This window comes from Micromonospora tarapacensis (genome assembly GCF_019697375.1).
In the GTDB taxonomy this organism is placed as follows: domain Bacteria; phylum Actinomycetota; class Actinomycetes; order Mycobacteriales; family Micromonosporaceae; genus Micromonospora; species Micromonospora tarapacensis.
Map to the genome: position 1 here is coordinate 2052908 of NZ_JAHCDI010000004.1, position 23090 is coordinate 2075997.

Sequence of the window (23090 nt, forward strand, 5' to 3'; positions counted from 1 at the left end):
TCGTCATCCCTTCACGGACCCTTGGAGCAGTGCCTTGATGAATTGTCGCTGGAAGATCAGGAACACGATCAGCGTGGGGGTGAGGATCAGGAGCGAGCCGGCGCAGAGCAGCACCAGATCCGTCCCCCACTGACCCTGGAAGGCGCCGAGCGCGCCGGCCATCGTCCGTTTGGTCGCGTCGTCGACCAGGACGATGGCGAGCAGGAACTGGTTCCAGGTCCACAGGAACAACAGGATGGTCAGCGAGGCGATGGCCGGCCGGGCCAGCGGCACGTGCACCCGCCAGAACAGCTGCCAGGTGTTGCTGCCGTCCACCCGTGCCGCCTCGGACAGTTCCCGGGGCACGTTGATGAAGTGGGCGCGCATCCAGAAGACCGCGAACGGCATGTAGAGGCCGATCAGCGGCAGGATGATCGCCCATCGGGTGTTGAGCAGGCCCAGGTCCCGCATCTGGTAGTACAGCGGGGTGACCACCGCCTCGAAGGGCAGGGTCAGGCCGAGCAGCAGCAGCCCGAAGGCGAGGTGACCGCCGGGTACCCGCAGGTGACCGAGGCCGAACCCGGCCATGGTCGCGATGAGCACGCCGATCGGCACCACCCCGGCCACGATCAGTGCGCTCGACTTCAGCAGGGCGCCCATGTTCGCGGCGGTGAAGGCGTCGGCGAAGTTGCCCCACTGTGGATCGGTGGGCCAGGCCAGGCCGGTGGGCACGGTGCCGCGCGGTTGCAGGGCCGCCGACAGCATGCTCAGAAACGGCAGCAGGGTGACCACGACCAGCGCGATCAGGAAGATGCGCCCGGTGAGCCGCTCGCTGCGGGTGGTCAGGTTCATCACTTCTCTCCCCGGGTCAGCCGCTGGATCGGCAGTACGCACACCAGCACCAGCGCCATCAGCACCACCGCCAGGGCAGAGGCGAGGCCGACCTGACGCTGCGAGAAGGCGAGCCGGTAGATCTCCAGGCCGGGCACGGTGGTCTGGAGTCCCGGACCACCGCTGGTGGAGATGTAGACGATGTCGAAGCTGGCCAGCGCCGCGATGATGGTCACGGTCAGGCAGATCCCGATCTCCTGGCGCAGGCTGGGCAGGGTCACCGCGAAGAACTCACGCATCGGGCCGGCCCCGTCGATCCGGGCGGCCTCGTAGAGCGAGGGGTCGATCTTGCTCATGCCGGTGATCAGCAGGATCGTGCAGAGGCCGAGCATGACCCAGGTGCCGATCACGCCCACCGCCGGCAGCGCGGTGTCGAAGTCGCCGAGCCAGGCCCGGGTGACGCCGTCCAGCCCGACGGCCCGCAGCGCCTGGTTGACCAGCCCGTTGGTGGAGAGCACCCAGCTCCAGGCGATGCCGGCCGCGACGAGCGGGATCACCTGGGGCAGGAACAGCACGGTGCGGACCATGGTGCCGGCCGGGCCGGTGGTGATCCGCCGGACCAGGCTGGCCACCAGCAGGCCGAGGACGACCGGAATGAAGCTGAAGAAGATGATCAGAATGAACGCGTTGGAGATGATCTTCAGCAGGTCCCGGTCGGTGAAGACCGTGAGGTAGTTGTCCAGCCCCGCCCAGCGGGCGGCCCCGATGCCGTTCCAGTCGTACAGCGAGTACTGCACGGTCAGCACGAGCGGACGCAGCACGAAGACGCCGTACATGATCAGGGCGGGCAGCACCCAGAGCCAACCGGTCCACCGGACCGTGCGGCCCCACCGCTTCCGGTGGGGCCGCACGGGTGACCGGTGTCCCCGGCCGGGCCGGGACGAGGTGTCCGGCCCGGCCGGGGCGCTGCCGAGGGCAGACGTCATCGGGACAGTTCCTTCTCGTACTCGGCCTGGACCGCCTTCACGTACCCCTCGGGGGTCTGCTGACCGGCGACCAGCTTCTGCATCTCGGGGGTGATGGCCGCGGCGAAGATGCCGCCGGTCGCGTTCGCGGTGAAGTCGACCGCGCCGTTGTCGGCGCCCAACTGCTGCGAGGCCTTGAGGGTCTCGGCCAGCACGGTCCCGTCGGCCACCGGCGGCAGGGCCAGGTCGGCCGGGCCGCCCGGGTGCGAGCCGCCGACGGTCACCGAGATCTCACGGGCCTTGTCGTTGGTGTGCAACCAGTTGAGGAAGTACGCGGCGGCGTCCGCGTTCTTCGCCCTGGCGCCGACGCCGAAGGTGTTCGGCGCGGACATCGCGACCCGCTTGGCGTCGGCGGTCTCACCCGGGAAGAGGAAGAAGCCGACCTCGCCGGCCATGTTCTTGTCCAGGTTCCCCGACTCCCAGTCGCCGTTGAACATGAACAGGCCGTTGCCCTTCTGGAACTCGCCCATCATGGCGGTGTAGTCGATGGCGTTCGCGTCCTGCGGGAAGTAGCCGGCCTCGGCCCACTTCTGGATGGTCTGGGTCGCCTTGAGCGCGGCGGGCGTGTCGAAGGTGGCACCGGGCTTCTGGAAGATCCAGTCCGCGATCGCGGTCGGGTCGCCGTACTGGTTCTGCAGTGCCTGGTGCGGGAAGTTGATGCCGGCGGTGTTCTTGTTGAACTGCATGATCGGCAGCAGGTCGGCCGCCTTCGCCTTGGCCAGCAACTCCTCGAACTCGGCGATGGTGGCCGGCGGCTGGGTCATGCCGACCTGCTCGGCCTGCTTCTTGTTGTAGAAGACGCCGGTCACGCTGTAGCCGAGCCCCATGCCGTACAGCGATCCGCTGCCACGCACCGCCCCGCCGTCGGACAGGCGCAGCTGCACCAGCTGGGAGGCGGGGAACTTGTCCCAGCCGTGCGCGTCGAAGTACGGGTCCAGGTTCTTCAGCAGCCCGTCCTTGACCAGGTCGACCATGGTGGGCAGCCGGATGATGTCGGGCGCGTTGTCCGACGCGAGCACCCGGGGTGCGTTCTCCGTGATCACGGTGAACTGGTCCTCGCGGATGTTGAACGTGACGTTCGGGTGCTGCTTGGTGAACTCGTCCGCGAGCGCCTTGGCCAGCGGGAAGCCGGTCTCGGCGTACATTTCCAGGGTGATCGGGTCGCTACCGAGCTCCGTGCTGACCGCGGCGTCGGGGTCCCCCGACGGGGTCTGCTCGGAACCCGGCGCGCTACAGGCGGTGCTTGTCAGACCGACGGCCAGCAGTGGCACCAGCAGTGCCAACCGGCGTCGGGTGAACCTCGTCGAGAACTCCGGCACCTCGTGCTCCTTGACTCATCCGCGTGCCGAGCCCCGGCTGACGGCCCGCGGTCCCAATATGACGTCGGCGGACGCACCAGCGTCCACCGCAGAGGCGAAACAGCGCCGCTAAACTGATTTAGCAGAGCATGCGCGCGTTGCCGGGGGCTGTCAAGGACGAGTTCGCAACGGTCTGGAAACAGATGGTTCATCGGCCGGGCGTCCCGCGACGGGACACCGCCGGTGACCGGGGACGCGGCTCGACGCATCATGATTGGGCAACGGCGGCGTCGGACGGGCCGCCGCGATCGGAGGACTCATGGGCCGCGACAGAGCAACCTTGGCCGACGTGGCGCGCCGGGCCGGGCTGTCCAAGACCGCCGCGTCGATGGTGCTCAACGGCCGCGAGGGCACCCGGCTCTCCGCGGAGGCGCACCAACGGGTCTTCGCCGCCGCGGAGGAACTCGGCTACCGGCCCAACGTGGCCGCCCGTAGCCTGCGGACCCGCAAGACCGCCACCATCGCGTTCGTCTCCGACATCGTCGCCACGACCCGCTTCGCCGGCGGCCTCATCCGCGGCGCGCTGGACGCCTCCCGGGAGCGCGACCACGTCCTGCTGATCACCGAGACCCAGGGCGACGCGGCGTTCGAGCAGTACGCCATCGAGGCGATCCTCGACCGCCAGGTCGACGGCGTGATCTACGCGGCCATGGCGACCCGCCGGCTGGCCGTACCGCCGGCCATCCTCGGCGGCCCGGTGGTGCTGCTCAACGCGACCAGCCCGGAGCAGCTGCCCTGCGTGCTGCCCGACGACGAGCGGGCCGGTGCCGTGGTCGCCGAGACCCTGCTCGGCCAGGGCCACCGGGATCGCATCGCGCTGATCGGTCGCAACCGGCAGAAGGAACGCGATCCGGAGATCTCCCTCGCCGCCGAGGCCCGGCTGCGCGGCATCCGGGACACCCTCGCCGCCGCCGGCGTCTCGCTCCTCAGCGAGGGCTTCTGCCCGGAGTGGCAGCCGGAGCACGGCTACGCCGCCATGCGTACCCTGCTGGATCGGCCCGCCCGGCCCACCGCGGTGATCTGCATGAACGACCGGCTCGCCTTCGGCGCGTACCAGGCGCTCGGCGAGACCGGCCTGACCATCCCGGACGACCTCTCGGTGATCTCCTTCGACGACGACCCGATCGCCGCCTGGCTCCGGCCGGGGCTCTCCACCGCCGCGCTGCCGCACGAGCAGATGGGGCGCCGGGCGGTGGAACTCCTGCTCGACGGGGATCATGCCGGCCCCACGTTGGTGCCGATGCCGCTGCGGCGCCGCCGCTCCGTGGCCCCGCCCGCGGGCTGACCCCGACCGTTCGCCGGCCGGGTCACCCGCTGTCGCGGCTAAACCGATTCACTGGTACGTTTCCGGCCATGCTGAGTCTGCCCGACCACTGGGTGTGGGACAGCTGGTACGCCCAGGACGACGCCGGCCGCTGGCACGCCTTCTTCCTGCGCGCCTCCCGCGCCCTGCTCGACCCGCACCGCCGCCACCGCCGTGCCTCCATCGGTCACGCCGTCTCCACCGACCTGCGCTCCTGGCGCCTGCTCGCCGACGCGCTCGTGCCCGCCGACCAGCCGGCCTGGGACGACCTGGCCACCTGGACCGGCTGCACGGTGCGCGGCCCGGACCGGCGGTGGTACCTCTTCTACACCGGGGTCGGCCGGGCGGAGGACGGCCTGGTCCAACGCATCGGCCTGGCCGTCTCCGACGACCTGCTGACCTGGCACCGGCACGGCGACGGCCCGCTCCTGGAGGCCGACCCCACCTGGTACGAGCTGCTCGACCGCGAGATGTGGTACGAGCAGGCGTGGCGCGACCCGTGGGTCTTCCCCGATCCGGACGGCCACGGCTGGCACATGCTGATCACCGCCCGCGCCAACCAGGGACCTGCCGACGCGCGTGGTGTCGTCGGCCACGCGACCTCGCCGGACCTGCTGAACTGGACCGTCCAGGCGCCGCTGTCCGCGCCCGCCGGATTCGGTCACCTGGAGGTGCCGCAGATCGCCGTCGTCGACGGCCAGCCGCTGCTGCTGTTCTGCACCAACGCCTTCGCCGCCGGTCGCGAGTCCGGGCACCGGCTCTGGGTGACGACCTCGCCGACGGTCCGTGGCCCGTGGGACGTCGCGTCCGCCCGGCCCGTCGCGCAACCGCACCTGTACGCGCCCCGCCTGGTCCCCGACGCCGACGGCTGGTCCCTGATCGGTTTCGTCGAGCACGCCGACGGCGAGTTCGTCGGCGAGATCAGCGACCCGATCCCGGTCCGCTACGAGCGCACCGGCGGTCTGGTCGCGCGGGCCCCGACGGTGGTTCCCGCCGGAGCCCACCACCCCGGCTGACCCGACCGAGAAGTCGCGTTCCGGTCCGCCGGCCACCGGCCCGATGTCACGATGGGCCGGTGCCAGCTCCGGCGGGTCCCGGCGTCCGTCGGCCCGACCCGACAGGCGGAGAACATGTCCAACGACAACGATGTCCATCCCTTCCGCCTGGACACGCCGGAAGAGGCGATCACCGACATGCGTCGCCGGATCGCGGCCACGCGTTGGCCCACCAGGGAACTGGTCACCGATCGCTCCCAGGGCGTACAACTGGCGACAGTTCAGGAGCTGGCCCGCTACTGGACCGACGATCACGACTGGCGCGCCTTCGAGACGAGGCTGAACGCCCTGTCGCAATACACGACGGACATCGACGGCGTCGAGATCCACTTCATTCATCAGCGGTCACCGCACGAGGACGCCCTGCCGCTGATCATGACGCACGGCTGGCCAGGCTCGGTCGTCGAACTGCTCGGCGTCGTCGGCCCGCTCACCGATCCGACCGCGCACGGCGGACGGGCCGAGGACGCCTTCCACCTGGTACTGCCATCCTTGCCGGGTTACGGCTTCTCGGGCGAACCGACCGAACTCGGCTGGGACTCGGCCCGGATGGCACGCGCCTGGGCGGAGCTGATGGGCCGCCTCGGCTACTCGCGCTACGTCGCCCAGGGGGGCGACGTGGGCGCCGCCGTCACGGACGCGATGGGCCGCCAGGCACCAGAGGGCCTGCTCGGCATCCACATCAACCTGCTCGCCGCGGCGATCGATCTCAAGGACCAACTCCCGGCGGAGTCCGAGCAGGAGCGCGCGGCACACGAGGCGCTCAACGCATTCGTGACGGACGGCTTCGGCTACTTCCTGGAGCAGTCCACCCGACCGCAGACGATCGGCTACTCCCTGCTCGACTCACCCATCGGGCTGGCGGCCTGGATGCTCGATCACGACACCGACAGCTACCACAAGATCTCCCGCGCGTTCGTCGACGGCGAGCCCGTCGGCAGTCTCACCCGGGACACCATCATCGACAACATCACGCTCTACTGGCTGACGGGCACCGGCACCTCGGCCGCCCGCTGGTACTGGGAGTTCGGCCGGTTCCAGGCGGCGGCCCGCGCGACCGGCCAGGCTCCTCCGGCGGTCTCGGTTCCGGTCGGCTTCACGACGTTCCCCGGCGAGATCTGGGCGGCCCCGCGCAGCTGGGTCGAGGCGGTCTACCCCGGCCTCGCCTACTTCAACAAGGTCGATCGCGGCGGCCACTTCCCGGCCTGGGAGGAACCGGAGCTCTTCTCCACCGAGGTACGGGCCGCGTTCCGGCCGCTGCGCGCCCGCCGATGACCGCCGCCGGCACCGGTGTCAGTCGCCGGCATGCGCGGCCGGAAGCTGCTCTCCGTCCCCGACCGCCCGGCCGGGCCGGGTCAGCACCGCCACCGCCACCATGAAGGTGGTGAGCAGGCCGATGGCCGCCAGGGCGGGGAGAGACCGGCCAGCAGGCAGCAGGACCAGCGGTACGCCGGCCACGACGAAAAGGTCGACCCGGACGCCCCCCGCCCGACAGCCACCGCACCAGCGCCGTGCCCACCAGGTAGAGGGCAGTGCCTCCGTAGAGCGCCGCGGCGGCCGGCCAACCCAGTGGATCACCGCCCGGAGTGCCGCCGTCGCCGGCGACCACCTGCGTGTTCGCGGCATGGGCGGCATACGTCGGGCTGGAACAGGAAGAACAACTGGATAGGTTTGAAGATCACTACCTTGGTGAGTGGGACTCGATGAAGGCGCATGCCGAGCGTCGCGCCGTCCCTCTGGCGCGACGCCCAGCGCGGAACCTCTCCATTCGTACCAACCGCGTGTTCGCGTAGGCGCTCCATATCACGCACACGCCGTGACCCTAGGTGGCCAGAGCAGCGCCCGTTGTAGCCGTTCACGAGACGCAGACTCAACCTGACCGATAGGAACGCAAGGTGTCCTCGATTAACCGTGCCGCGCCTTCCCCGTAGACCGTGGCCTCTGCCAGCGCCTCGAACGCCTTGGCGTAGAGCGCAATCTCGCGTGGCTGGGTAATGGTCAGCTCGGCCGTGACGGCCTCGACCTGGACCAGCCGGTCGTCGAACATGATGAACTGGTTGGTTGGCACCTCGTAGCGGTGGGTCCTGGGGAGGATGCCCAGGCGGACCCGTGGCAGGGAGAGCACAGTGAGCAGGCGGTCGAGCTGCCCGATCATGACCTCTCGGTCGCCAACGACGGTACGGAGCGTCTGTTCGGCCAGGATGAAGTGAAAGCGGTGGATGCCGCGGTAGAGGATCTGCTGCCGTTCCATGCGGACCTCCACGCCCGCGTCGAGGTCATCGGTCACCTGGTAGAAGGCGATGACCCGGCCGAGGACAGCACGGGCGTACTCGGCCGTGTGCAGGATGCCGGGCACGAGTACCGGCTCGTACCACCGGAACAGGCGGGTTTCGCCTTCGACCTGCTTGGAGGTTTCCTGCCGTCGCTTCGTGCCGGTGCGCAGCATGCGGCGCCACTCGACGTACATCGCCTCGATGTTACGGACTGTGGCGATGAGGTCCGGTACCTGGTCGAGTGAACCGCACTGCTGGCACCAGGCGCGGATGTCGTCCTCGCTCGGCGTCTGCTTCCCGTACTCGATCTTGGAAATCTTGGAGTTGTGCCAACCGGTGAGGTCGGCAAGTTGTCGACCCGTCAGTCCAGCGTCACGGCGAAGGTCCCTCAGCCGGTGGCCGAGCGCTTCGCGCGCCTGGTGGACGGGTCCTGACAAGGTGCCGCCTGCTCACTCGGCAACGTAGGCGGCATGTGGGGTGGCCCGGTCCCAGACCTGCCGGTGTGCCGCACGGCACCGCTCGACGATGAAGGGGTCCGTGGTTTCCGCCCCTCCGGCGAACCGGCCGCCGGGCTCGAAGACGGTGTAGACCACCCGCTCGTCGTCGAAGATCCAGAAGTCGTCCAGCGGCAGGGCGAGGTCTGCGGTCAGGTGGCGCGGGAGCCAACGGATGTCCTCGCCAGCGGCGGTGTTCAGCTCGGCGACGGTCAGGCCCCAGCGGGTGTAGTCGACGTGGGGCACCGTCACCACCCGTACGCGGGAAACGCTTCGGCCCGCGCCGGTGGTCTCCTTGACGAGCGTCAGCCAGGGCTGGTGCCAAGCGAAGTCGTCGGGTTCGCCGGTGAGGAAACGCCGGAAGGGCTCGCTCTCCTCCGGCGTGGAGTAGATGTCCTGTACCTCAAGGTGAAAGGCAGTGCGGGCGAACGTCCGGAACAGATCGTCGAAGGCGTCACCCGTCAGCAGTTGCACCTACATCACCCTCCCGTATCTTCCCGACCTCGACGCACGTCTCGTGGCCAGGGATGTCCATCTGCATGATCACCTCGTGATCAAGGACGGCGGCCCCGGCCAGTATGTAGCTGTCACGCCCTGTGTCCTGGAGCGGGACGCCGAGTTGCGTGTCCGGTTCCAGGAAGCGCAGCAAGCCCTTGGGGATCTCGACGCTCGTCGTCTCTTCGGGCACCTTCCAACCCTGCACGATGTACGTCTCGCGATCGGTGGCGAAGAGAGTCGGAGAGCCGCCCCCTTGTGTCTGCTTGCCGAGAAACCGTAGCTCCATGCGGTCACCTCCCGTAGCGATGTTGCTTTGGTTTTCTTGCCATTCACCCATCTTCTGACAGGCTTCGATGTCCGTCAAGTGCTGTGAGTAGCCGTCACATTGCAGCAATTCGGAGCAACTTTGTTGGCTCGGCCAGGTCCCCGACCTAGCTTCGAGGCATCTCTACAACTCGATGACCGGGCTGGCAGCCCGGTACTTCCTCATGTCCGCGTCCACATCGGCGGTGGGGGCGGACCGAGCGGGAGGCTCGATGCGACTGCTGTTACGGCGTGCCAGCGGCGGTGTTCTGCCGGGCGGCACCGAGTACGTGCCGGGTCTCGGCGTGGTGCGGACTGTCGGCAGGGAGTGGCGGTGGAGGCTCGCCGGCGAGTACGCCACGACCCACCGGCTCACCGGGCCGTGGTACCGGCGGGTCTGCGCCTCGTGCGGAACCCGGGGGCGCTGCGCGTTCCAGCGCTGGTCCAGCGCGACCCTTGCCGCCGGGACGCGTGAGCGGCGAGGCCGGTAGGCCATGCGGTACAGCCCGTTCACTGTCGAGTGCCCGCCTCCGCCGTGTCCGCCGCTGGGAGTGCCGGTGGTCATCGGCTGGGAGTTGGCGTCGAGTCTGTGGCGCTCGCACCTGCCCGACCCGCTGAGCCGCGACGCGACCTGCACCCGGTGTCACCTGCCGATGCCGTGCTTTTGCTGGCTGTTCGCGGATGCCTTCCTCGCCGAAGCCGTCGCGCCAGATGTTCGTCCGTTCGCTCCTGCGAGCCCTCGACGAGCTGCCGCCCGAGCGGCGCGACCGGCTGGTGCTGGGTGGCGACTACAACGTCATCGCCCGGCATCATCGGCCGCTGCATCCCGGCTTCCTGCCCTTCGAGTTCGGCCTACTCGAAGCCCTGGAGGCGCACGGCCTGGTCGACGCGCACGAACGGTGCTCGCCCGGCGAGCAGCCGTACTCCTGGATCGGGCGAACCGGCGACGGCTACCGCTACGACTACTTCCACATCGGGCGTGAGCTGGCCGGGCGTATCACGGGTTGTGCGTACCTGCACGAGACGCGCGAACTGCGGTTGACCGACCACGCGGCGGTCACGCTGACGCTGGACGTTGACGAGGTGGAGCGGCTGGCGATCGGCGACGTGATCGAAGAAGCGGCGACGTTGTTCTAGGGGCAGCCCGGCGCACATTCCTACCGCGACCCGCTGGCGTGACCTCGCCCTACACGCCCGTCGGCGCCGCGCGGACGAGCGAGTCGTAGGTGTCGGTGGTGCGCTCCAGCTCGACACCGAGGGAGAGCGCGAAGGCGTGCAGCTCGGCTTGTACAGCCTCGCCGGTTTGCCCCGGCCCGACGACCTTCTCGATCTCCAGGAACGTCCCGATGTGCTCAACGTCGTCCAGGCACAGGGACAGGTCGCCCAGCCTGGCCGAACGGCGGGTCTTCACGATGCGGACGGTGGGATAGAAGCCCATGTGCTGGATGGCTTCGTGCATCTGGTCGCGGTCGGCTACCTCGGTCTCGAACTCCAGGCAGGCCAGCTCGTTGTCCGTGGGACGCTTCAGCGTGAACAGATGGCCGCCGTCCTGCGTGCGGAGACGGGCGAAGGCCACGCCGAGCTTGCTCATGCCGTAACGCCAGCCGTCCTGGGCGTACGCCTGGTCGTCCTGGTGTACCGGGGGCGACAAGACGACACCGCGGCGGTACAGCTCATCCGCCAGACCGGCCAGGTCACGGACGCGGTACTTGACCTCGATCTCCCTGGCCTGGCTCACGTGATCGGCCCCCGGGCCGACCGCATCGCCCGTACCGCCTCCCCGGCGAACAGGCACGCCGCGCGGTGTGCGGGGTCGACCTCGGCGAGCGCCGGGTCGGTCTCGGCGCACTCCGGCCGGGCCTGCGGGCAGCGGGTCCGGAACCGGCAGCCGTCGGGCGGGTCGACCGGGCTGGGGATGTCACCGCTGAGGATGATCCGGCGGCGTTCCCGCTCGACCTGCGGGTCGGCCACCGGCACCGCCGACAGCAGCGCGGCAGTGTACGGATGGGCCGGCTCCCGCCAGATCTGCGCCGGCGTGCCGCTCTCCACGATCCGCCCGAGGTACATCACGGCCATCCGGTCGCTCATGTGCTCGACCGCGGCGAGGTCGTGCGCGATGAACAGGTAGGTGAGGCCGAGGTCCCGCTGCAAACCCCGGAGCAGGTTCATGATCTGCGCCTGCACGCTCAGGTCAAGCGAGGCGATCGGTTCGTCCAGCACGATCAGGTCCGGCTCGCCGGCCAGCGCGCGGGCGATGCCGACCCGCTGCCGCTGGCCGCCGGAGAGCTCGTGCGGGTGCCGGTCGGCCAGGTCACGGCGCAGCCCGACCATGTCGAGCAGTTCCTCGACCCGCCGGCGGCGGGCGGCTGCGCCGTCGGTGAGCCGGTGCACGATCAGCGGCTCGGCGATACTCGCCCCGATGGTCCGCCGCGGATCGAGGGACGCCTGCGGGTCCTGGAACACCATCGCGACGCGGCGGCGCAGCGCGCGCAGTCGCCGCCGGGACCAGCGGGTGACCTCCTGCCCCGCCACCCGGACGCTGCCGGAGGTCGGGTCGACCAGTCGCAGCAACGCCAACCCCGCGGTGGACTTGCCGCTGCCGGACTCGCCGACCAGACCCAGGGTCTCGCCGCGACGGATCTCCAGGGAGACCCCGTCGACCGCACGAACCACGCCGGCCGGCGTCGGGAACCACACGGTCAGGTCGTCGAGTTCGGCCACGACCTCGGCCGGTACGCGCGGCGTCGTGGTCATCGGGCCTCCCCGTCGGCGCGCTGCGGATAGAAGGTGCGGACGTGATGCCCGGTCGACACCGGCACCAGTGGTGGCAGCTCGTGCTCGCACCGGGCGTCGCCGCGCACCGGGCAACGGGGCCAGAAGGCGCAGCCGGGCGGGAGGTCCAACGGGCTGGGAGGGGCGCCCTGGATGGTGACCAGATCACCGCCGCCGGCCGCCGGGTCCGGCCGGGCCGCCAGCAGGGCCGCAGTGTACGGGTGCGACGGCGCACCGAAGACCGCGTCCACCGGCCCCTGTTCGAGGATGCGGCCCGCGTACATGACCGCGACCGTGTCGGCGATGCCGGCGACCACACCGAGGTCGTGGGTGATCCAGACGACCGCCGTGCCGAGCCGCCGTTGCAGGTCGGCGACCAGCTCGACGATCTGGGCCTGGGTGGTGACGTCGAGGGCCGTCGTCGGCTCGTCGGCGATCAGCAGGTCCGGCTCGCACATCAGGGCCATGGCGATCACCACCCGCTGGCGCATGCCGCCGGAGAACTGGTGCGGGTAGGCGTCGACCCGCTGCGCGGCGGACGGGATGCCGACCAGGTCGAGCAGTTCCACGGCGCGGGACCGGGCGGCCCGCCGGGTCAGCCCGAGGTGTTCCTCACCGGCCTCGGCGACCTGCCGGCCCACGGTCAACACCGGGTTGAGCGAGGTCATCGGATCCTGGAAGACGAAGCCGACGTGCCGCCCGCGCAGCCGCCGCCGGCGCTCCCCGGCCAGCCCGGTGAGGTCCGTGCCGAGCAGGTGCACCCGCCCGGTCACCCGGGCGGAGCGGGGCGCGAGACCGGTGGCGGCGAGCACGCTCATGCTCTTGCCGCTGCCCGACTCGCCGACCAGCGCCAGGGTCTCCCCCGGGCGCACCGACCAGTCCACGCCGACGACCGCCCGCGCCGGCCCGCGCCGGGTGCCGATGGTGACGCTGAGATCCTCGATCGCGAGTACCGGTTCGCCGCGCTCGCGCTGCTGACTCATGTGCTGCTCCTGCGGGCTTCGCTCACGGTGAGCTGGCGGGGGTCGAGCACGTCCCGCAGCGCGTCACCGACCAGGTTGAACGCCAGCACGGTGAGGAAGATCGCCGCGCCGGGGAAGAAGCCCAGCCACCACGCCTGGGTGACGAACCCCCGCCCGTCGAACAGCATCCGGCCCCAGGCCGGATCGGGTGGCTGCACGCCGAGGCCGAGGAAGGACAGCGCCGCCTCGGAGAGGATCGCGAAGGCCAGCGACAGCGACGTCTGCACGATCAGTGGTGCCGCGATGTTGGGCAGCACGTGTCGCCGCATGATGCGCAGGTCGGACGCGCCGATCGAGATCGCCGCCCGGACGAAGACCTGTTCCCGGACGGAGAGCACACCGGCGCGGGTGACCCGGGCGAAGATCGGGGTGTAGACCACCCCGATCGCGACCATCGCGGTCACCAGCCCCGGCCCCAACACCGCCACGATGGCCACGGCGAGCAGCAGGACCGGGAACGCGAAGAGCACGTCCATGCAGCGCATCAGCACGTTGTCGAGCCAGCCCCGGTAGTAGCCGGCGAACAGCCCGAGGGTCACCCCCACCACCAGCGCGATCCCGACGCTGACCAGGCCGACCTGTAGGGAGACCCGCGCCGCGACCATGACCCGGCTGAGCACGTCGCGACCCAGTTCGTCGGTGCCGAACGGATGCGACCAACTGGGCGGTTGGAGCATCCGGTCGACGTCGACCTCGTTGATCCCGGACGGCGCCAACCAAGGCCCGGCGACGCCCACCACCACCAGCAGCGCGAGCACCACGCTGCCGACCAGCGCCAGCGGATCGTGCCGCAGCGCCGACAACGCCCGACGCAGCTGCCCCTCGCTGCGGGCCGTTCGCCCGCCCCGCTCGCTCATGTCGGTGCTCATCGGACGGTGATCCGTGGATCGAGGCGGGCATAGAGGATGTCGACCAGGAGGTTGACCAGGAGGAACAGCGCCGCCACCAGCAGCACGGCGCCCTGTAGCACGGGATAGTCACGAGCCTGGACCGCGTCGTAGGTGAGCCGGCCGATGCCGGGCCAGGCGAACAGCACCTCGATCACGATCACGCCACCGAGCAGGCTGGCCAGCTGCACCGCGACCACGGTGACCACCGGGATGAGCGCGTTCCGCAGCACGTGCCGCAGCACCACCACCCGGGTACGCAGCCCCTTGGCCTCCGCGGTGCGGACGTAGTCCTCCGAGAGCACCTCCAGCATCGAGGAGCGGATGAACCGGGTGAGGATCGAGGCGGTCACCAGGCCGACCGTCGCGGCCGGCAGGGCCACGTGCGAGGCCCACCCGGCCGGATCCTCGGTGAGGGCGACGTAGCCCGACGGTGGCAGCCAGCCGAGCACCCCGGCGAAGAGCAGGATTCCCATGATGCCCATCCAGAAGTCGGGCACCGAGACGCCGAACTGGCTGAACACCCGGGCCGCGTGGTCGATCCACGAGCCGCTGCGGATGGCCGACAGGATCCCCAGTGGGAAGGCGACCACCGTCGCGAACACCACCGCGGTGAACGCCAGCGACAGCGTCGCGGGCAACCGCTCCAGCACGATCGCGGTGACCGGCCGTCCACTGCGGAAGCTGACGCCGAGGTCGCCGGTCAGCGCCCGCCCGAGGTAGTTGAAATACTGCACGACGAGCGGCTGGTCCAGCCCCGCCCGGGCCCGCAGCGCCTCGTACGTCTGCGGGTCGAAGCGGGTGCCGAGGGCCACCCGCACGGGGTCACCCGGCACCAGCTGGAGCAGCAGGAACACGACGAGGGTCACGCCGAGCAGTACGACGGCCGACTGCAACAGCCGACGGATGACGAAGCGGGCCACCTGCGGAACCCCGCCGGCTCACTTGGCCAGTGCCACGTCGCGGAACCTGATCGCCCGGTCGGTGCGGACCTCGTAGCCGGTGACCTGCTTGGACCAGCCCTGAGCCACATCCGGGTTGTACAGGTAGATGTAGCTGGCGTCGTCCACGATCTGCTTCGCCACCTGGTCGTACTGCTGCTTGCGGGCGGCCTGGTCGGTCTCGGTCCGGGCCTGGTCGAGCAGGCGGTCCACGGTGGGGTTGGCGTACTTGTGGAAGTTGAACGTGCCGCCGCTGTGGTGCTGGGCGTAGTAGAACTCGTCCGGGTCGATGTTGCCCAGCCAGCCGAGCATGAACGAGTCGAAGTTGCCGGCACCCTGCTCGTCGAGCCACTGCGCGAAGTCCAGCGTGCGGATCTCGACCGTGACGCCGATGGCTTCGAGCTGTGACGCGATGACCTGCGCGGCGGTGACCGTCTCCGGGTACTCGCTGGTGACCATGAGGTCCATGCTCAGGTCACTCACCCCGGCCTGGTCGAGCAGCTGGCGGGCCTGGTTCACGTCGTGCGAGAACGGCGCGTACTCGTAGTAGAAGGCGCTGTTCTGCGGGATGGCGGTCTGATTGACCGTCGCCAGCCCGAACTTGGCGGCCTTGGTGATCGCCTCCCGGTCCAGCGCGAAGGCGATCGCCCGGCGTACGTTCACGTCGTCGTACGGCTCGCGGGCCTGGTTGAGCGCGAGGTACCAGTAGTCGGTCGACGGCACCGACTGGACCGTCGGGTCGTCGCCGTCCAGCAACGCGGCGACCTGTTGGGGCGGCAGGTTGTCGGTCCACTGCACCTCGCCGCCCTGCAGGTTCTGCAGGGCCACGGTGGGATCGCTGACGAAGGTGAACGTCACGCCGTCGAGCTTGGGCTTCTCGCCCCAGTAGTTGTCGTTGCGGACCAGCCGGATGCTGTCGCCGGAGGTGTAGCTGTCGACGGCGAAGGGGCCGCTGCCGACCGGCTTGGTCGTCACCTCGCCGGATTCCACGTTGGACTTCTGGACGATCGCCACGCCCTTGAAGCCACCGAGGTTGGCGAGCAGGTTCGGGGTGGGCGCGTTGAGGGTGACCACGACGGTGGTCGGGTCGGGCGCGGCCACCGACTTGACGGTGCCGAACCGGTAGGCGTTGTTCAGCTTCTCGTCGATGATCCGGTTGTACGAGTAGACGACGTCCTCGGCGGTCAACGGCGAACCGTCGGAGAACGTGACTCCCTCGCGGAGGGTGAACGTCCAGGTCAGCTGATCGTCACTGGTGGTCCATCCGGTGGCCAGCGACGGCTTCATCTCCAGGTTCGTGTCCGGCTCGACCAGGGTGTCGTAGACGTTCTCCAACACCTGGAAGCTGTGGTAGGCGGAGGTCTTGTGCGGGTCGAGCTGGTCGGGCTCCCCGCCGATGGCGGCATTGAGGACGCCGCCGGCGGACGCCCCGTCGGCTCCGTCGACGTCGACTCCCTCGCCCGTGGTGCAACCGGCCAGCGCACCGAGCATCAGGGCCAGTGTGGCGCCGGCCATCCGGAATCTGGTGCTGGACATGGTCCTCCCCCTGGATTCTTCCCCGGCAGATGAAAGATTTTTGCGAGTCTGGCTCCCTGGCCGACAAATGTCAACACAAACCGTCGCAAATTGCCCGTCTTGCCGGGCTCCGACCTCCCCTTCTCGCCCCACGCTAACCGCAAACCCGCCGGTCGGCAGACCGCGGACCTCGCAGGCACCCGCGATCGCCGCCGTTCTGTGACCTGTCCGTTGTGCCCTCGACTTTTCCGTCGACCGTCGACGTGTCCCTCGGGGCGTCGACCTTTTGTGAACGGCATCACCCGGGCGGCGCGTTATGGGCAGTTGTTGCTGGTCAGCCGCGCCGTGTACTCGACTTCGTCGGTGGTGATGCCCGACGGGGCACCGTCGAACCAGGTCTCCACCTTCTGCAAGCCCCGGCGTTGTTCGTAGTGCAGGTGCGGGGCGCCGGAGTTGCCGCTGCTGCCGATCCGGCCGATCTGTTCGCCCTGGGCGACCCGCTGGCCTTCCGCCACCAGCGGTGGTTCCAGCAGGTGCAGGTACTGCGTCTCCCACCGGCCGCCGTGGTCGATCTTCACCCAGTAGCCGCCGCCCCGGCCTCGGGGACCGTCCGGGTTCTCCGGGGTGCGTGCGCCCAACGACCCGTTGATCCCGGCCACGGTGACCGTGCCGTCGTAGGAGGCGAGCACCGGCTGCCCCCACGGGTCGCCCTGCAGCGGGAAGAAGTCCACGTCAAAGTCGCCGTGACCGGGGTAGGTGCCGACCTGCCAGGTCTCACCGCAGGCGACCGGCAGCTGGAACAGCGGGCGCGGACCGGGCGGGCGGAGCACCACGACGGCCGCCACCGCCAGGGCGGTCACGACAGCGAGGCTGAGCACGATCCGCAGGCCGTTGCGGCGGGCGCGGCGGTGGGAGCGGGGGTGGCCGGTCGTCACCGTCCAGAGCATGGCAGATGCCGGCAAGCCGCCGGCCCGCGGGCGCGGGCACCCGACGGGGCGCCCGCGCCAGCCGGCCCTGGCACGCCGGTCGCCGGTTCCGGTCAGACCGGCAGCGCCGGCGCGGCGTTCGCGGCGGTGGCGGGAGCCGGCACCGGGATCACCACCACCGGGCAGGTCGCCTTGCGTACGCATTCCTCGCTGACGGAGCCGAGCACGGTGTGCCGCAGCCGGCCGTGCCCGTGACTGCCGAGCACCAGCAGGTCGGCGCCACGGGCCGCGGCGGAGAGCACGTCGGCCGGCCGGCCTTCGACGACCTGCGCGGCGACCGGCGCCGCGGAACCGTCCCGGTTGACCACGGCGATCTCCCGGGCCAGCAGGGCGGTGGCCCGCTCCTCCTCCTCGATCGGGTTCGGCGCGACCATGGACCCGCCTTCCAGGCCGTCCCACCGCCAGGCGGTGACCGCCTGCACGGTGCCGTTCCGTTCGGCTGCCTCGCGGGCCGCCCACCCCAGCGCTCGCCGCCCACCTTCCGAGCCGTCAACGCCTACGACGATCAGATAGGTCATCGTCCTCACTCCCTTCGTCCTGCCCTCCAGTGCAGCGGCTCGGGCGGGGCCGTACCAGCGGCCGAGGTCTCCTTCCGCAGGGCCGGACGGTCCGGTCGGAGCGGGACTTCCGACCTGGCCGGTTCGGGCTCCCGGACCAGGCGGGCGCGGTCGGACTCCCCCGCGCCCCCAAGACTCAAACCGTCCACGAGCGCGGGCGACGATCCCGCGTGGATCATGCAGTTGTGGCACCTAACAAAGTGGTGCATTCAACATGTTTCCGGCGCCACAACTGCATGATCGACGAGGTGTTAGGTGATGAGGAGTTTGCGGCCTTTGCCGGATCGGAACTGGGTCATGGCGTCGGCGTAGGACTCCAGGGGGAAGCGGTGGCTGATGAAGACCTGTGGGTCGAGGACGCCGGCCGTGAACAACTCGGCGGCGCGTTCGAAGCTGTGCAGGACGGCCATGGAGCCGGTGACGGTGATCTCCTTGTTGTAGATGCGGTAGGGCTCGACGGGGACTCGGGTGGCGTATTCGGAGACGCCGAACTGGAGGAACGTGCCGGCGGGGGCGACCCGGGTCAGGCCGTCGGCGATGGCCGCCTGCACACCGGTGCAGTCGATGACCACGTCCCAGCCGCGCGGGCGGTCCAGCTCCTCGGCGCTGGCGGCGCTCGCGGAGCAGCCCAACCGCACCGCCGTGGCGAGGCGGTCGGGGTTCAGGTCGACCACGCTGACCGTGGCGGCGCCGCAGCGTTTGGCCAGCTCCAGCATCATCAGGCCCATGGTGCCGGCGCCGTAGATGAGGTAGTGGTCGGCCAGGCGGCGGGGCAGCACGTCGAAGCCGCGTACGGCGCAGGACAGCGGTTCGATGAGCGCGGCGTCGGCCGGGGCCACGCCGGACGGCAGCACCACGCAGTTGCGGACCGGGGCCAGGGCGTACTCGGCGGCTCCGCCGGAGACGGTGACCCCGATGGCGTTCCACCGCTCGCAGAGGTTGCCCCGGGCCCGCCGGCACTGGTAGCACTCGCCGCAGTGCAGCGACGGGTCGACGGCGACCGACTCACCCACCCGCACCTCGGTGACGTCCCGCCCGGTGGCCACCACCGTGCCGGCGAACTCGTGACCGGGCACGATCGGGTACGCGGGCGCGAACTCGCCGTCCATGATGTGCAGGTCGGTGCCGCAGATCCCGCAACCGGCGACCTCGACGAGCACGTCCCGGGGCCCGGGCGTGGGGTCCGGCACGGACTCGACGCTGATCTGGCCCGGCGTGACGATGACTGCTGCCTTCACTTGACCGCCCCCATGGAGAGTCCTCGGACGAGTTGTTTCTGGGCGATCCAGCCGGCCAGCACGACCGGCAGCGACACGATCGTCGCCGCCGCGCAGAGCCGGGCCAGGAAAAGCCCTTCGGAGGTGATGAAACCGACCAGGAAGATCGGCGAGGTGCCGGCCCGGGTGGCGGTCAGGTTGACCGCGAAGAAGAACTCGTTCCAGCTGAAGATGAAACAGATCAGCGCCGTGGCGGCCAGGCCGGGCGCGACGATCGGCAGCAGGATCCGCCGGATCGTGACCAGCAGGCTGGCGCCGTCCATCGCCGCCGCCTCGATCAGCGCGGCCGGCACCTCCAGCAGGAACGAACGCATCATCCAGACCGCCAGCGGCAGGTTCATGGCCGTGTAGAGCACCACCAGGGTCCAGACGTTGTCCAGCATGCCGAGGTCCTGGACCAGCAGGTAGATCGGCAACAGCGCGGCGACCACCGGCAGCATCTTCGTGCTGATGAAGAAGAACAGCACGTCGCGCCAGCGCTCGACCGGCCGGATCGACAGCGCGTACGCCGCCGGAGTGGCCAGCAGCAGCACCAGCAGGGTCGACATGACGCTGGCCATCACCGAGTTGAGCAGGTACGGGGTGATGTCCCGGTCGAAGACCTGCCGGTAGCCGTCGAGCACCGGGGTGAAGAACCAGGACGGCGGGTTGCTGGCCGCGTCGACCTCCCGCTTGAAGCCGGTGAGCACCATCCATGCCACCGGCAGGAAGAACAGCAGCCCGGCGAGCCAGGCCAGCACGGTCCAGATCGCCCCGGTGCGGCCCGCGCCGCGCCGGGCCGGGTTCGTGGTACGCGTCATTTCGCGTCCTCCATCCGGAACAGGCTGGAGATCACCCGCAGCGCGAAGGTGGCGACGACGATGGTGCCGATCACCACCACGACGCCGGCCGCCGCGGCCTCGCCGTACTCGAACTTGCGGAAGGTGGTCAGGTAGATCTCGTACGGCAGGTTGGTGGTGGCGCGGCCCGGGCCGCCCTGGGTGATGGTGAAGACCGCGTCGAAGGTCTGCACCAGGTAGATGGAACCGAGCAGGGCGCCCAGTTCCAGGTAGGGCCGCAGGTAGGGCAGGGTGACCCGGGTGAAGGTCTGCCACGGGCCGGCGCCGTCGACCCGGGCCGCCTCCAGGGTCTCCAGGGACTGCCCCTGCAATCCGGCCAGGATGATCAGCATCATGAACGGGGTCCACTGCCAGACCAGGGCGGCGACCACGGAGACCATCGGGTACTGCGAGACCCAGTCCGTGCTGCCGCCGACGATGCCGTTGATCAGGCCGTACGACGGGTTGTAGATGGCGTGCTTCCACAGCAGCGCCGCCGCCATGGGCATCACCAGGAACGGGGTGATGAGCATGGTGCGCACGATGCCGCGGCCGGGAAACCTGCGGTCGAGCAGGATGGCCAGGCCGAGTCCGAGCAGCACGGACGCGATCACCGACGAGGCGGTGAGCACGACCGTGTTGACCAGAGCGGCGCGCAGCCGGTCGTCGCTGAGCACCTGAGCGTAGTTGGCCAGCCCGATGAACTCGCGGCTGCCGGGGCGCAGCGCGTTCCAGCTCTGGGTGGACAGGTACACGGTGAACAGGAACGGCAGTTGGGTCACCACGATGGCGAAGACCAGGGCCGGCAGCAGCGGTGCGCGCCGGGCCCAGCGTTGCGTGCGGTCCGGCCGGGTGGGGCGGACGGTGGGACGCGGTACCGCGTCCGCACCGGTGGTGCTGGTGGTGGTCATCGATTCACCTCGGGGCAGGGCCGGGGCCGGCCGGTCGACCGGCCCCGGTGCGCGGCTACCGGTGGTTGCTGGCGACTTCCTCGGCCAGCCGCTGGCCGTCGGCGAGCGCCTGTTCGACGGTGGTCTGGCCGGCGATCGCCGCCGACACCTCCTGGGACACCTTCGTGCCGAGGTCGGCGAACTCGGGGATGCCGACGAACTGCACGCCGAGGGCGGGGCGCGGCTGCACCCCGGGGCTGACCGGGTCGGCCTCCTGGATGGACCTCAGTGTGATGTCGGCGAAGGCGGCGGCGGAGTCCCGGTACTCGGCGATCTCGTAGGTCGACTGGCGCTTGCCGGCCGGCACCCGGGACCAGCCGAGCGAGGAGCCGATCAGCTGCTCGTACTCCTTGCCGGTCGCCCAGGAGATGAACTTCCAGGCCGCATCGGCGTTCTGGGTGGTCTTCGGCATCGCCAGCGCCCAGGCCCAGAGCCAGCCCGACGACTCGGTCCTGTCGACCGGCGCGTACGCGTAGCCGACCTTGCCCGCGACCGTGCTGGAGTCGGGGTCCTCCAGGGTGCCCGCGGCGGAGGTGGCGTCGTACCACATGGCGGCCTTGCCCTGGCCGAAGGTGTTCAGGCACTCGGTGAAGCCGGCCTGCGGCGCGCCCGGTTGGCCGTGTTCCCGCAGCAGGTCGACGTAGAATTTTGTCGCCTCGGTGAACTCGGGTGCGTTCACCTTCGGCGTCCAGTCCTGCTCGAACCAGGTCCCGCCGAAGGTGTTGACCACCGTGGTCAGCGGCGCGAACAGCTCGCCCCAGCCGGGCAGGCCGCGCAGGCAGATCCCGGAGACACCGGCGCTGTCGTCGTCGAGCTGCGCGGCGAACTGGGCCACCTGCTGCCAGGTCGGCCGTTCCGGCATGCTCAGGCCCTTGGCCGCGAAGAGTTCCTTGTTGTACATCAGGAACGACGACTCGCCGTAGAACGGCGCGGCGTAGAGCTTGCCGTCGGCGCCGGAGAGCGAGGCGACCATCGGTTCGAGCAGGTCACCCTTGTCGTACCCGGTGTCGGCGTCGGCGTACGAGCTGAGTTCGTGCAACCAGTCGTTCTGCGCCCAGATCGGCGCCTCGTACGCGCCGATGGTCGCCACGTCGTACTGGCCGCCCTGGGTGGCGACGTCCTGGGTGACCCGGTCGCGCAGCTCGTTCTCCGGCAGGATCGTGAAGCGCACCTCGATCCCGGTGTCCTTGGTGAAGTTGTCGGCGGTGACCTTGGCCAGGTCCTCCATCTGCGGGTTGCCGACCATGAGCACGGTGATGGCCGTGCCGTCGTCGGACGAGCCGCCGCCGGCCCCGGAGCAGGCGGTCGAGACCAGTCCGACCGCGAGGGCGACGGCCAGCGTGCCGCGCCATCGGTGCGGAGATCGTGTTCTGGGCACAGCGAACCTCCAGTGGTGGTGAGGTGGTGGGTGAAAGGGATGGCCGGCCGGCGGCGCTCAGACGCGCAGCACCACCGGACCGAGCAGTGAGTAGCGGTGCGCCTCGGACGCCGGCAGCGCGGTGTCCGTGACGATGGTGTCGACGTCCGCGACGTCGGCGAAACGGCAGAAACTGTGCCCGCCGAACTTGGTGTGCACCCCGGCGAACACCACCCGCCGGGACACCGCCATCACCTGGGACTTGACCGCCGCAACGGCGGGGTCGGGCGTGGTCAGCCCGTGTTTGCGGGAGATGCCGTTGGCGCCGACGTAGGCCAGGTCGATGACGAAGCCGGCGAGCATCCGGGTAGCCCAGTGGTCGACGGTGGCCAGGGTGCGTCCGCGGACCCGGCCGCCGAGCAGCAGCACGGTGATGCTCGGGTACGCGGCCAGCGCCGCCGCGGTGTGCAGCGAGGCGGTCACCACGGTCAACGGCCGGTGGGTGGGCAGTGCCTCGGCGATCAGTTGCGGGGTGTAGCCCTCGTCGACGAAGACCGACTCCGCGTCGACGAGGTGCTCCACCGCCGCCGTGGCGATCCGCCGCTTCTCCACGACCATCCGGGTGGCCCGGGTCTCCAGGGTCGTCTCGAACCGGGCGGTCTCCACCGGGTACGCGCCGCCGTGGGTCCGCCGGACCAGTCCCTGCTGAGCGAGCAGGCTCAGGTCGCGGCGCACCGTCTCGGGTGCGACGCCCAGGTCGGCGGCGAGCTTGCGGACGTCGACGTCACCCTGGCGGCGAGCCAACGTGAGGATGTGATGTCGTCGCTGTGTTGCGTCCACTTTGCACCTCCCGTCGGCTCGTGTGTTTTTTTGTAACACCGTTAACGAG

Annotated in this window: 25 protein-coding genes; 5 read left to right on the forward strand and 20 right to left on the reverse strand. The window is 70.0% G+C overall.

Going from position 1 to position 23090, the window contains the following annotated elements:
* Window positions 1-3 precede the first annotated feature (3 nt).
* From KIF24_RS15280 to KIF24_RS15290, 3 genes are read right to left on the reverse strand one after another with little or no spacing between them, the layout of a single operon-like run.
* Window positions 4-831: a carbohydrate ABC transporter permease gene (locus tag KIF24_RS15280; RefSeq protein WP_221084596.1), complete on the reverse strand. Its 828-nt coding sequence runs from the start codon at window positions 829-831 to the stop codon at window positions 4-6.
* Window positions 831-1796: a carbohydrate ABC transporter permease gene (locus tag KIF24_RS15285; protein ID WP_221084597.1), complete on the reverse strand. Its 966-nt coding sequence runs from the start codon at window positions 1794-1796 to the stop codon at window positions 831-833. Before KIF24_RS15285 ends, KIF24_RS15280 begins: the two co-directional genes overlap by 1 nt.
* Window positions 1793-3154: an ABC transporter substrate-binding protein gene (locus tag KIF24_RS15290; RefSeq protein ID WP_221084598.1), complete on the reverse strand. Its 1362-nt coding sequence runs from the start codon at window positions 3152-3154 to the stop codon at window positions 1793-1795. The genes KIF24_RS15285 and KIF24_RS15290 overlap by 4 nt, the downstream gene beginning before the upstream one ends.
* Before the next feature lie 298 nt (window positions 3155-3452).
* Between KIF24_RS15290 and KIF24_RS15295 the strand changes: the two genes are divergently transcribed.
* From KIF24_RS15295 to KIF24_RS15305, 3 genes are all read left to right on the forward strand, one after another.
* Window positions 3453-4478 (forward strand): LacI family DNA-binding transcriptional regulator, encoded by a 1026-nt coding sequence (locus KIF24_RS15295; protein ID WP_221084599.1) that lies wholly within the window; start codon window positions 3453-3455, stop codon window positions 4476-4478.
* A 68-nt stretch (window positions 4479-4546) separates the two neighbouring features.
* Window positions 4547-5512 (forward strand): family 43 glycosylhydrolase, encoded by a 966-nt coding sequence (locus tag KIF24_RS15300; protein ID WP_221084600.1) that lies wholly within the window; start codon window positions 4547-4549, stop codon window positions 5510-5512.
* 114 nt (window positions 5513-5626) lie between these two features.
* The gene (locus KIF24_RS15305) at window positions 5627-6826 is read left to right on the forward strand and encodes an epoxide hydrolase family protein (RefSeq protein WP_221084601.1); all 1200 of its coding nucleotides are present in this window, start codon (window positions 5627-5629) and stop codon (window positions 6824-6826) included.
* 18 nt (window positions 6827-6844) lie between these two features.
* Here KIF24_RS15305 and KIF24_RS15310 read toward each other — a convergent pair whose 3' ends face one another.
* From KIF24_RS15310 to KIF24_RS15325, 4 genes are all read right to left on the reverse strand, one after another.
* Entirely contained in the window at window positions 6845-7009 is a 165-nt protein-coding gene (locus KIF24_RS15310) for a hypothetical protein (RefSeq protein WP_221084602.1), read from the reverse strand.
* 412 nt (window positions 7010-7421) lie between these two features.
* Window positions 7422-8261: a helix-turn-helix domain-containing protein gene (locus tag KIF24_RS15315; protein ID WP_221084603.1), complete on the reverse strand. Its 840-nt coding sequence runs from the start codon at window positions 8259-8261 to the stop codon at window positions 7422-7424.
* A gap of 12 nt (window positions 8262-8273) precedes the next feature.
* Window positions 8274-8792, reverse strand: a complete 519-nt coding sequence (locus KIF24_RS15320; protein WP_221084604.1) for a DUF6879 family protein — start codon at window positions 8790-8792, stop codon at window positions 8274-8276.
* Window positions 8773-9180 (reverse strand): hypothetical protein, encoded by a 408-nt coding sequence (locus KIF24_RS15325; RefSeq protein WP_221084605.1) that lies wholly within the window; start codon window positions 9178-9180, stop codon window positions 8773-8775. Before KIF24_RS15325 ends, KIF24_RS15320 begins: the two co-directional genes overlap by 20 nt.
* Window positions 9181-9352: 172 nt before the next feature.
* Here KIF24_RS15325 and KIF24_RS15330 point away from each other — a divergent pair, with 172 nt between their 5' ends.
* Window positions 9353-9610: a hypothetical protein gene (locus KIF24_RS15330; RefSeq protein WP_221084606.1), complete on the forward strand. Its 258-nt coding sequence runs from the start codon at window positions 9353-9355 to the stop codon at window positions 9608-9610.
* A gap of 190 nt (window positions 9611-9800) precedes the next feature.
* The gene (locus KIF24_RS15335; RefSeq protein WP_221084607.1) at window positions 9801-10256 is read left to right on the forward strand and encodes a hypothetical protein; all 456 of its coding nucleotides are present in this window, start codon (window positions 9801-9803) and stop codon (window positions 10254-10256) included.
* 49 nt (window positions 10257-10305) lie between these two features.
* On the opposite strand, the gene KIF24_RS15340 is transcribed toward KIF24_RS15335, so the two are convergent.
* The 13 genes from KIF24_RS15340 to KIF24_RS15400 all read right to left on the reverse strand — a co-directional run bounded on the left by KIF24_RS15340 (window position 10306) and on the right by KIF24_RS15400 (window position 23041).
* Window positions 10306-10857, reverse strand: a complete 552-nt coding sequence (locus tag KIF24_RS15340; RefSeq protein WP_221084608.1) for a class IV adenylate cyclase — start codon at window positions 10855-10857, stop codon at window positions 10306-10308.
* Window positions 10854-11873, reverse strand: a complete 1020-nt coding sequence (locus KIF24_RS15345) for an ABC transporter ATP-binding protein (RefSeq protein WP_221084609.1) — start codon at window positions 11871-11873, stop codon at window positions 10854-10856. The genes KIF24_RS15340 and KIF24_RS15345 overlap by 4 nt, the downstream gene beginning before the upstream one ends.
* Entirely contained in the window at window positions 11870-12874 is a 1005-nt protein-coding gene (locus KIF24_RS15350; protein WP_221084610.1) for an ABC transporter ATP-binding protein, read from the reverse strand. The genes KIF24_RS15345 and KIF24_RS15350 overlap by 4 nt, the downstream gene beginning before the upstream one ends.
* Window positions 12871-13782, reverse strand: a complete 912-nt coding sequence (locus tag KIF24_RS15355) for an ABC transporter permease (protein WP_230415632.1) — start codon at window positions 13780-13782, stop codon at window positions 12871-12873. The genes KIF24_RS15350 and KIF24_RS15355 overlap by 4 nt, the downstream gene beginning before the upstream one ends.
* The gene (locus KIF24_RS15360) at window positions 13779-14723 is read right to left on the reverse strand and encodes an ABC transporter permease (RefSeq protein WP_221084611.1); all 945 of its coding nucleotides are present in this window, start codon (window positions 14721-14723) and stop codon (window positions 13779-13781) included. Before KIF24_RS15360 ends, KIF24_RS15355 begins: the two co-directional genes overlap by 4 nt.
* Before the next feature lie 18 nt (window positions 14724-14741).
* Window positions 14742-16277: an ABC transporter substrate-binding protein gene (locus KIF24_RS15365; protein WP_221084612.1), complete on the reverse strand. Its 1536-nt coding sequence runs from the start codon at window positions 16275-16277 to the stop codon at window positions 14742-14744.
* Window positions 16278-16570: 293 nt separating this feature from the next.
* Complete coding sequence (locus KIF24_RS15370) at window positions 16571-17203, reverse strand: M23 family metallopeptidase (protein WP_221084613.1); 633 nt, start codon at window positions 17201-17203, stop codon at window positions 16571-16573.
* Between the two features lie 92 nt (window positions 17204-17295).
* Window positions 17296-17760 carry a universal stress protein gene (locus tag KIF24_RS15375; protein ID WP_221084614.1) on the reverse strand — a complete coding sequence of 155 codons (465 nt, stop codon included), beginning with the start codon at window positions 17758-17760 and terminating at the stop codon, window positions 17296-17298.
* Between the two features lie 290 nt (window positions 17761-18050).
* Window positions 18051-19037 carry a zinc-dependent alcohol dehydrogenase family protein gene (locus KIF24_RS15380; protein WP_221084615.1) on the reverse strand — a complete coding sequence of 329 codons (987 nt, stop codon included), beginning with the start codon at window positions 19035-19037 and terminating at the stop codon, window positions 18051-18053.
* Window positions 19034-19876, reverse strand: a complete 843-nt coding sequence (locus KIF24_RS15385; RefSeq protein ID WP_221084616.1) for a carbohydrate ABC transporter permease — start codon at window positions 19874-19876, stop codon at window positions 19034-19036. The genes KIF24_RS15380 and KIF24_RS15385 overlap by 4 nt, the downstream gene beginning before the upstream one ends.
* Complete coding sequence (locus tag KIF24_RS15390) at window positions 19873-20805, reverse strand: carbohydrate ABC transporter permease (protein WP_221084617.1); 933 nt, start codon at window positions 20803-20805, stop codon at window positions 19873-19875. The genes KIF24_RS15385 and KIF24_RS15390 overlap by 4 nt, the downstream gene beginning before the upstream one ends.
* Window positions 20806-20860: 55 nt before the next feature.
* Window positions 20861-22222, reverse strand: a complete 1362-nt coding sequence (locus KIF24_RS15395; protein ID WP_331461146.1) for an ABC transporter substrate-binding protein — start codon at window positions 22220-22222, stop codon at window positions 20861-20863.
* A gap of 57 nt (window positions 22223-22279) precedes the next feature.
* Window positions 22280-23041 (reverse strand): DeoR/GlpR family DNA-binding transcription regulator, encoded by a 762-nt coding sequence (locus tag KIF24_RS15400; protein WP_221084618.1) that lies wholly within the window; start codon window positions 23039-23041, stop codon window positions 22280-22282.
* Window positions 23042-23090: the final 49 nt, after the last annotated feature.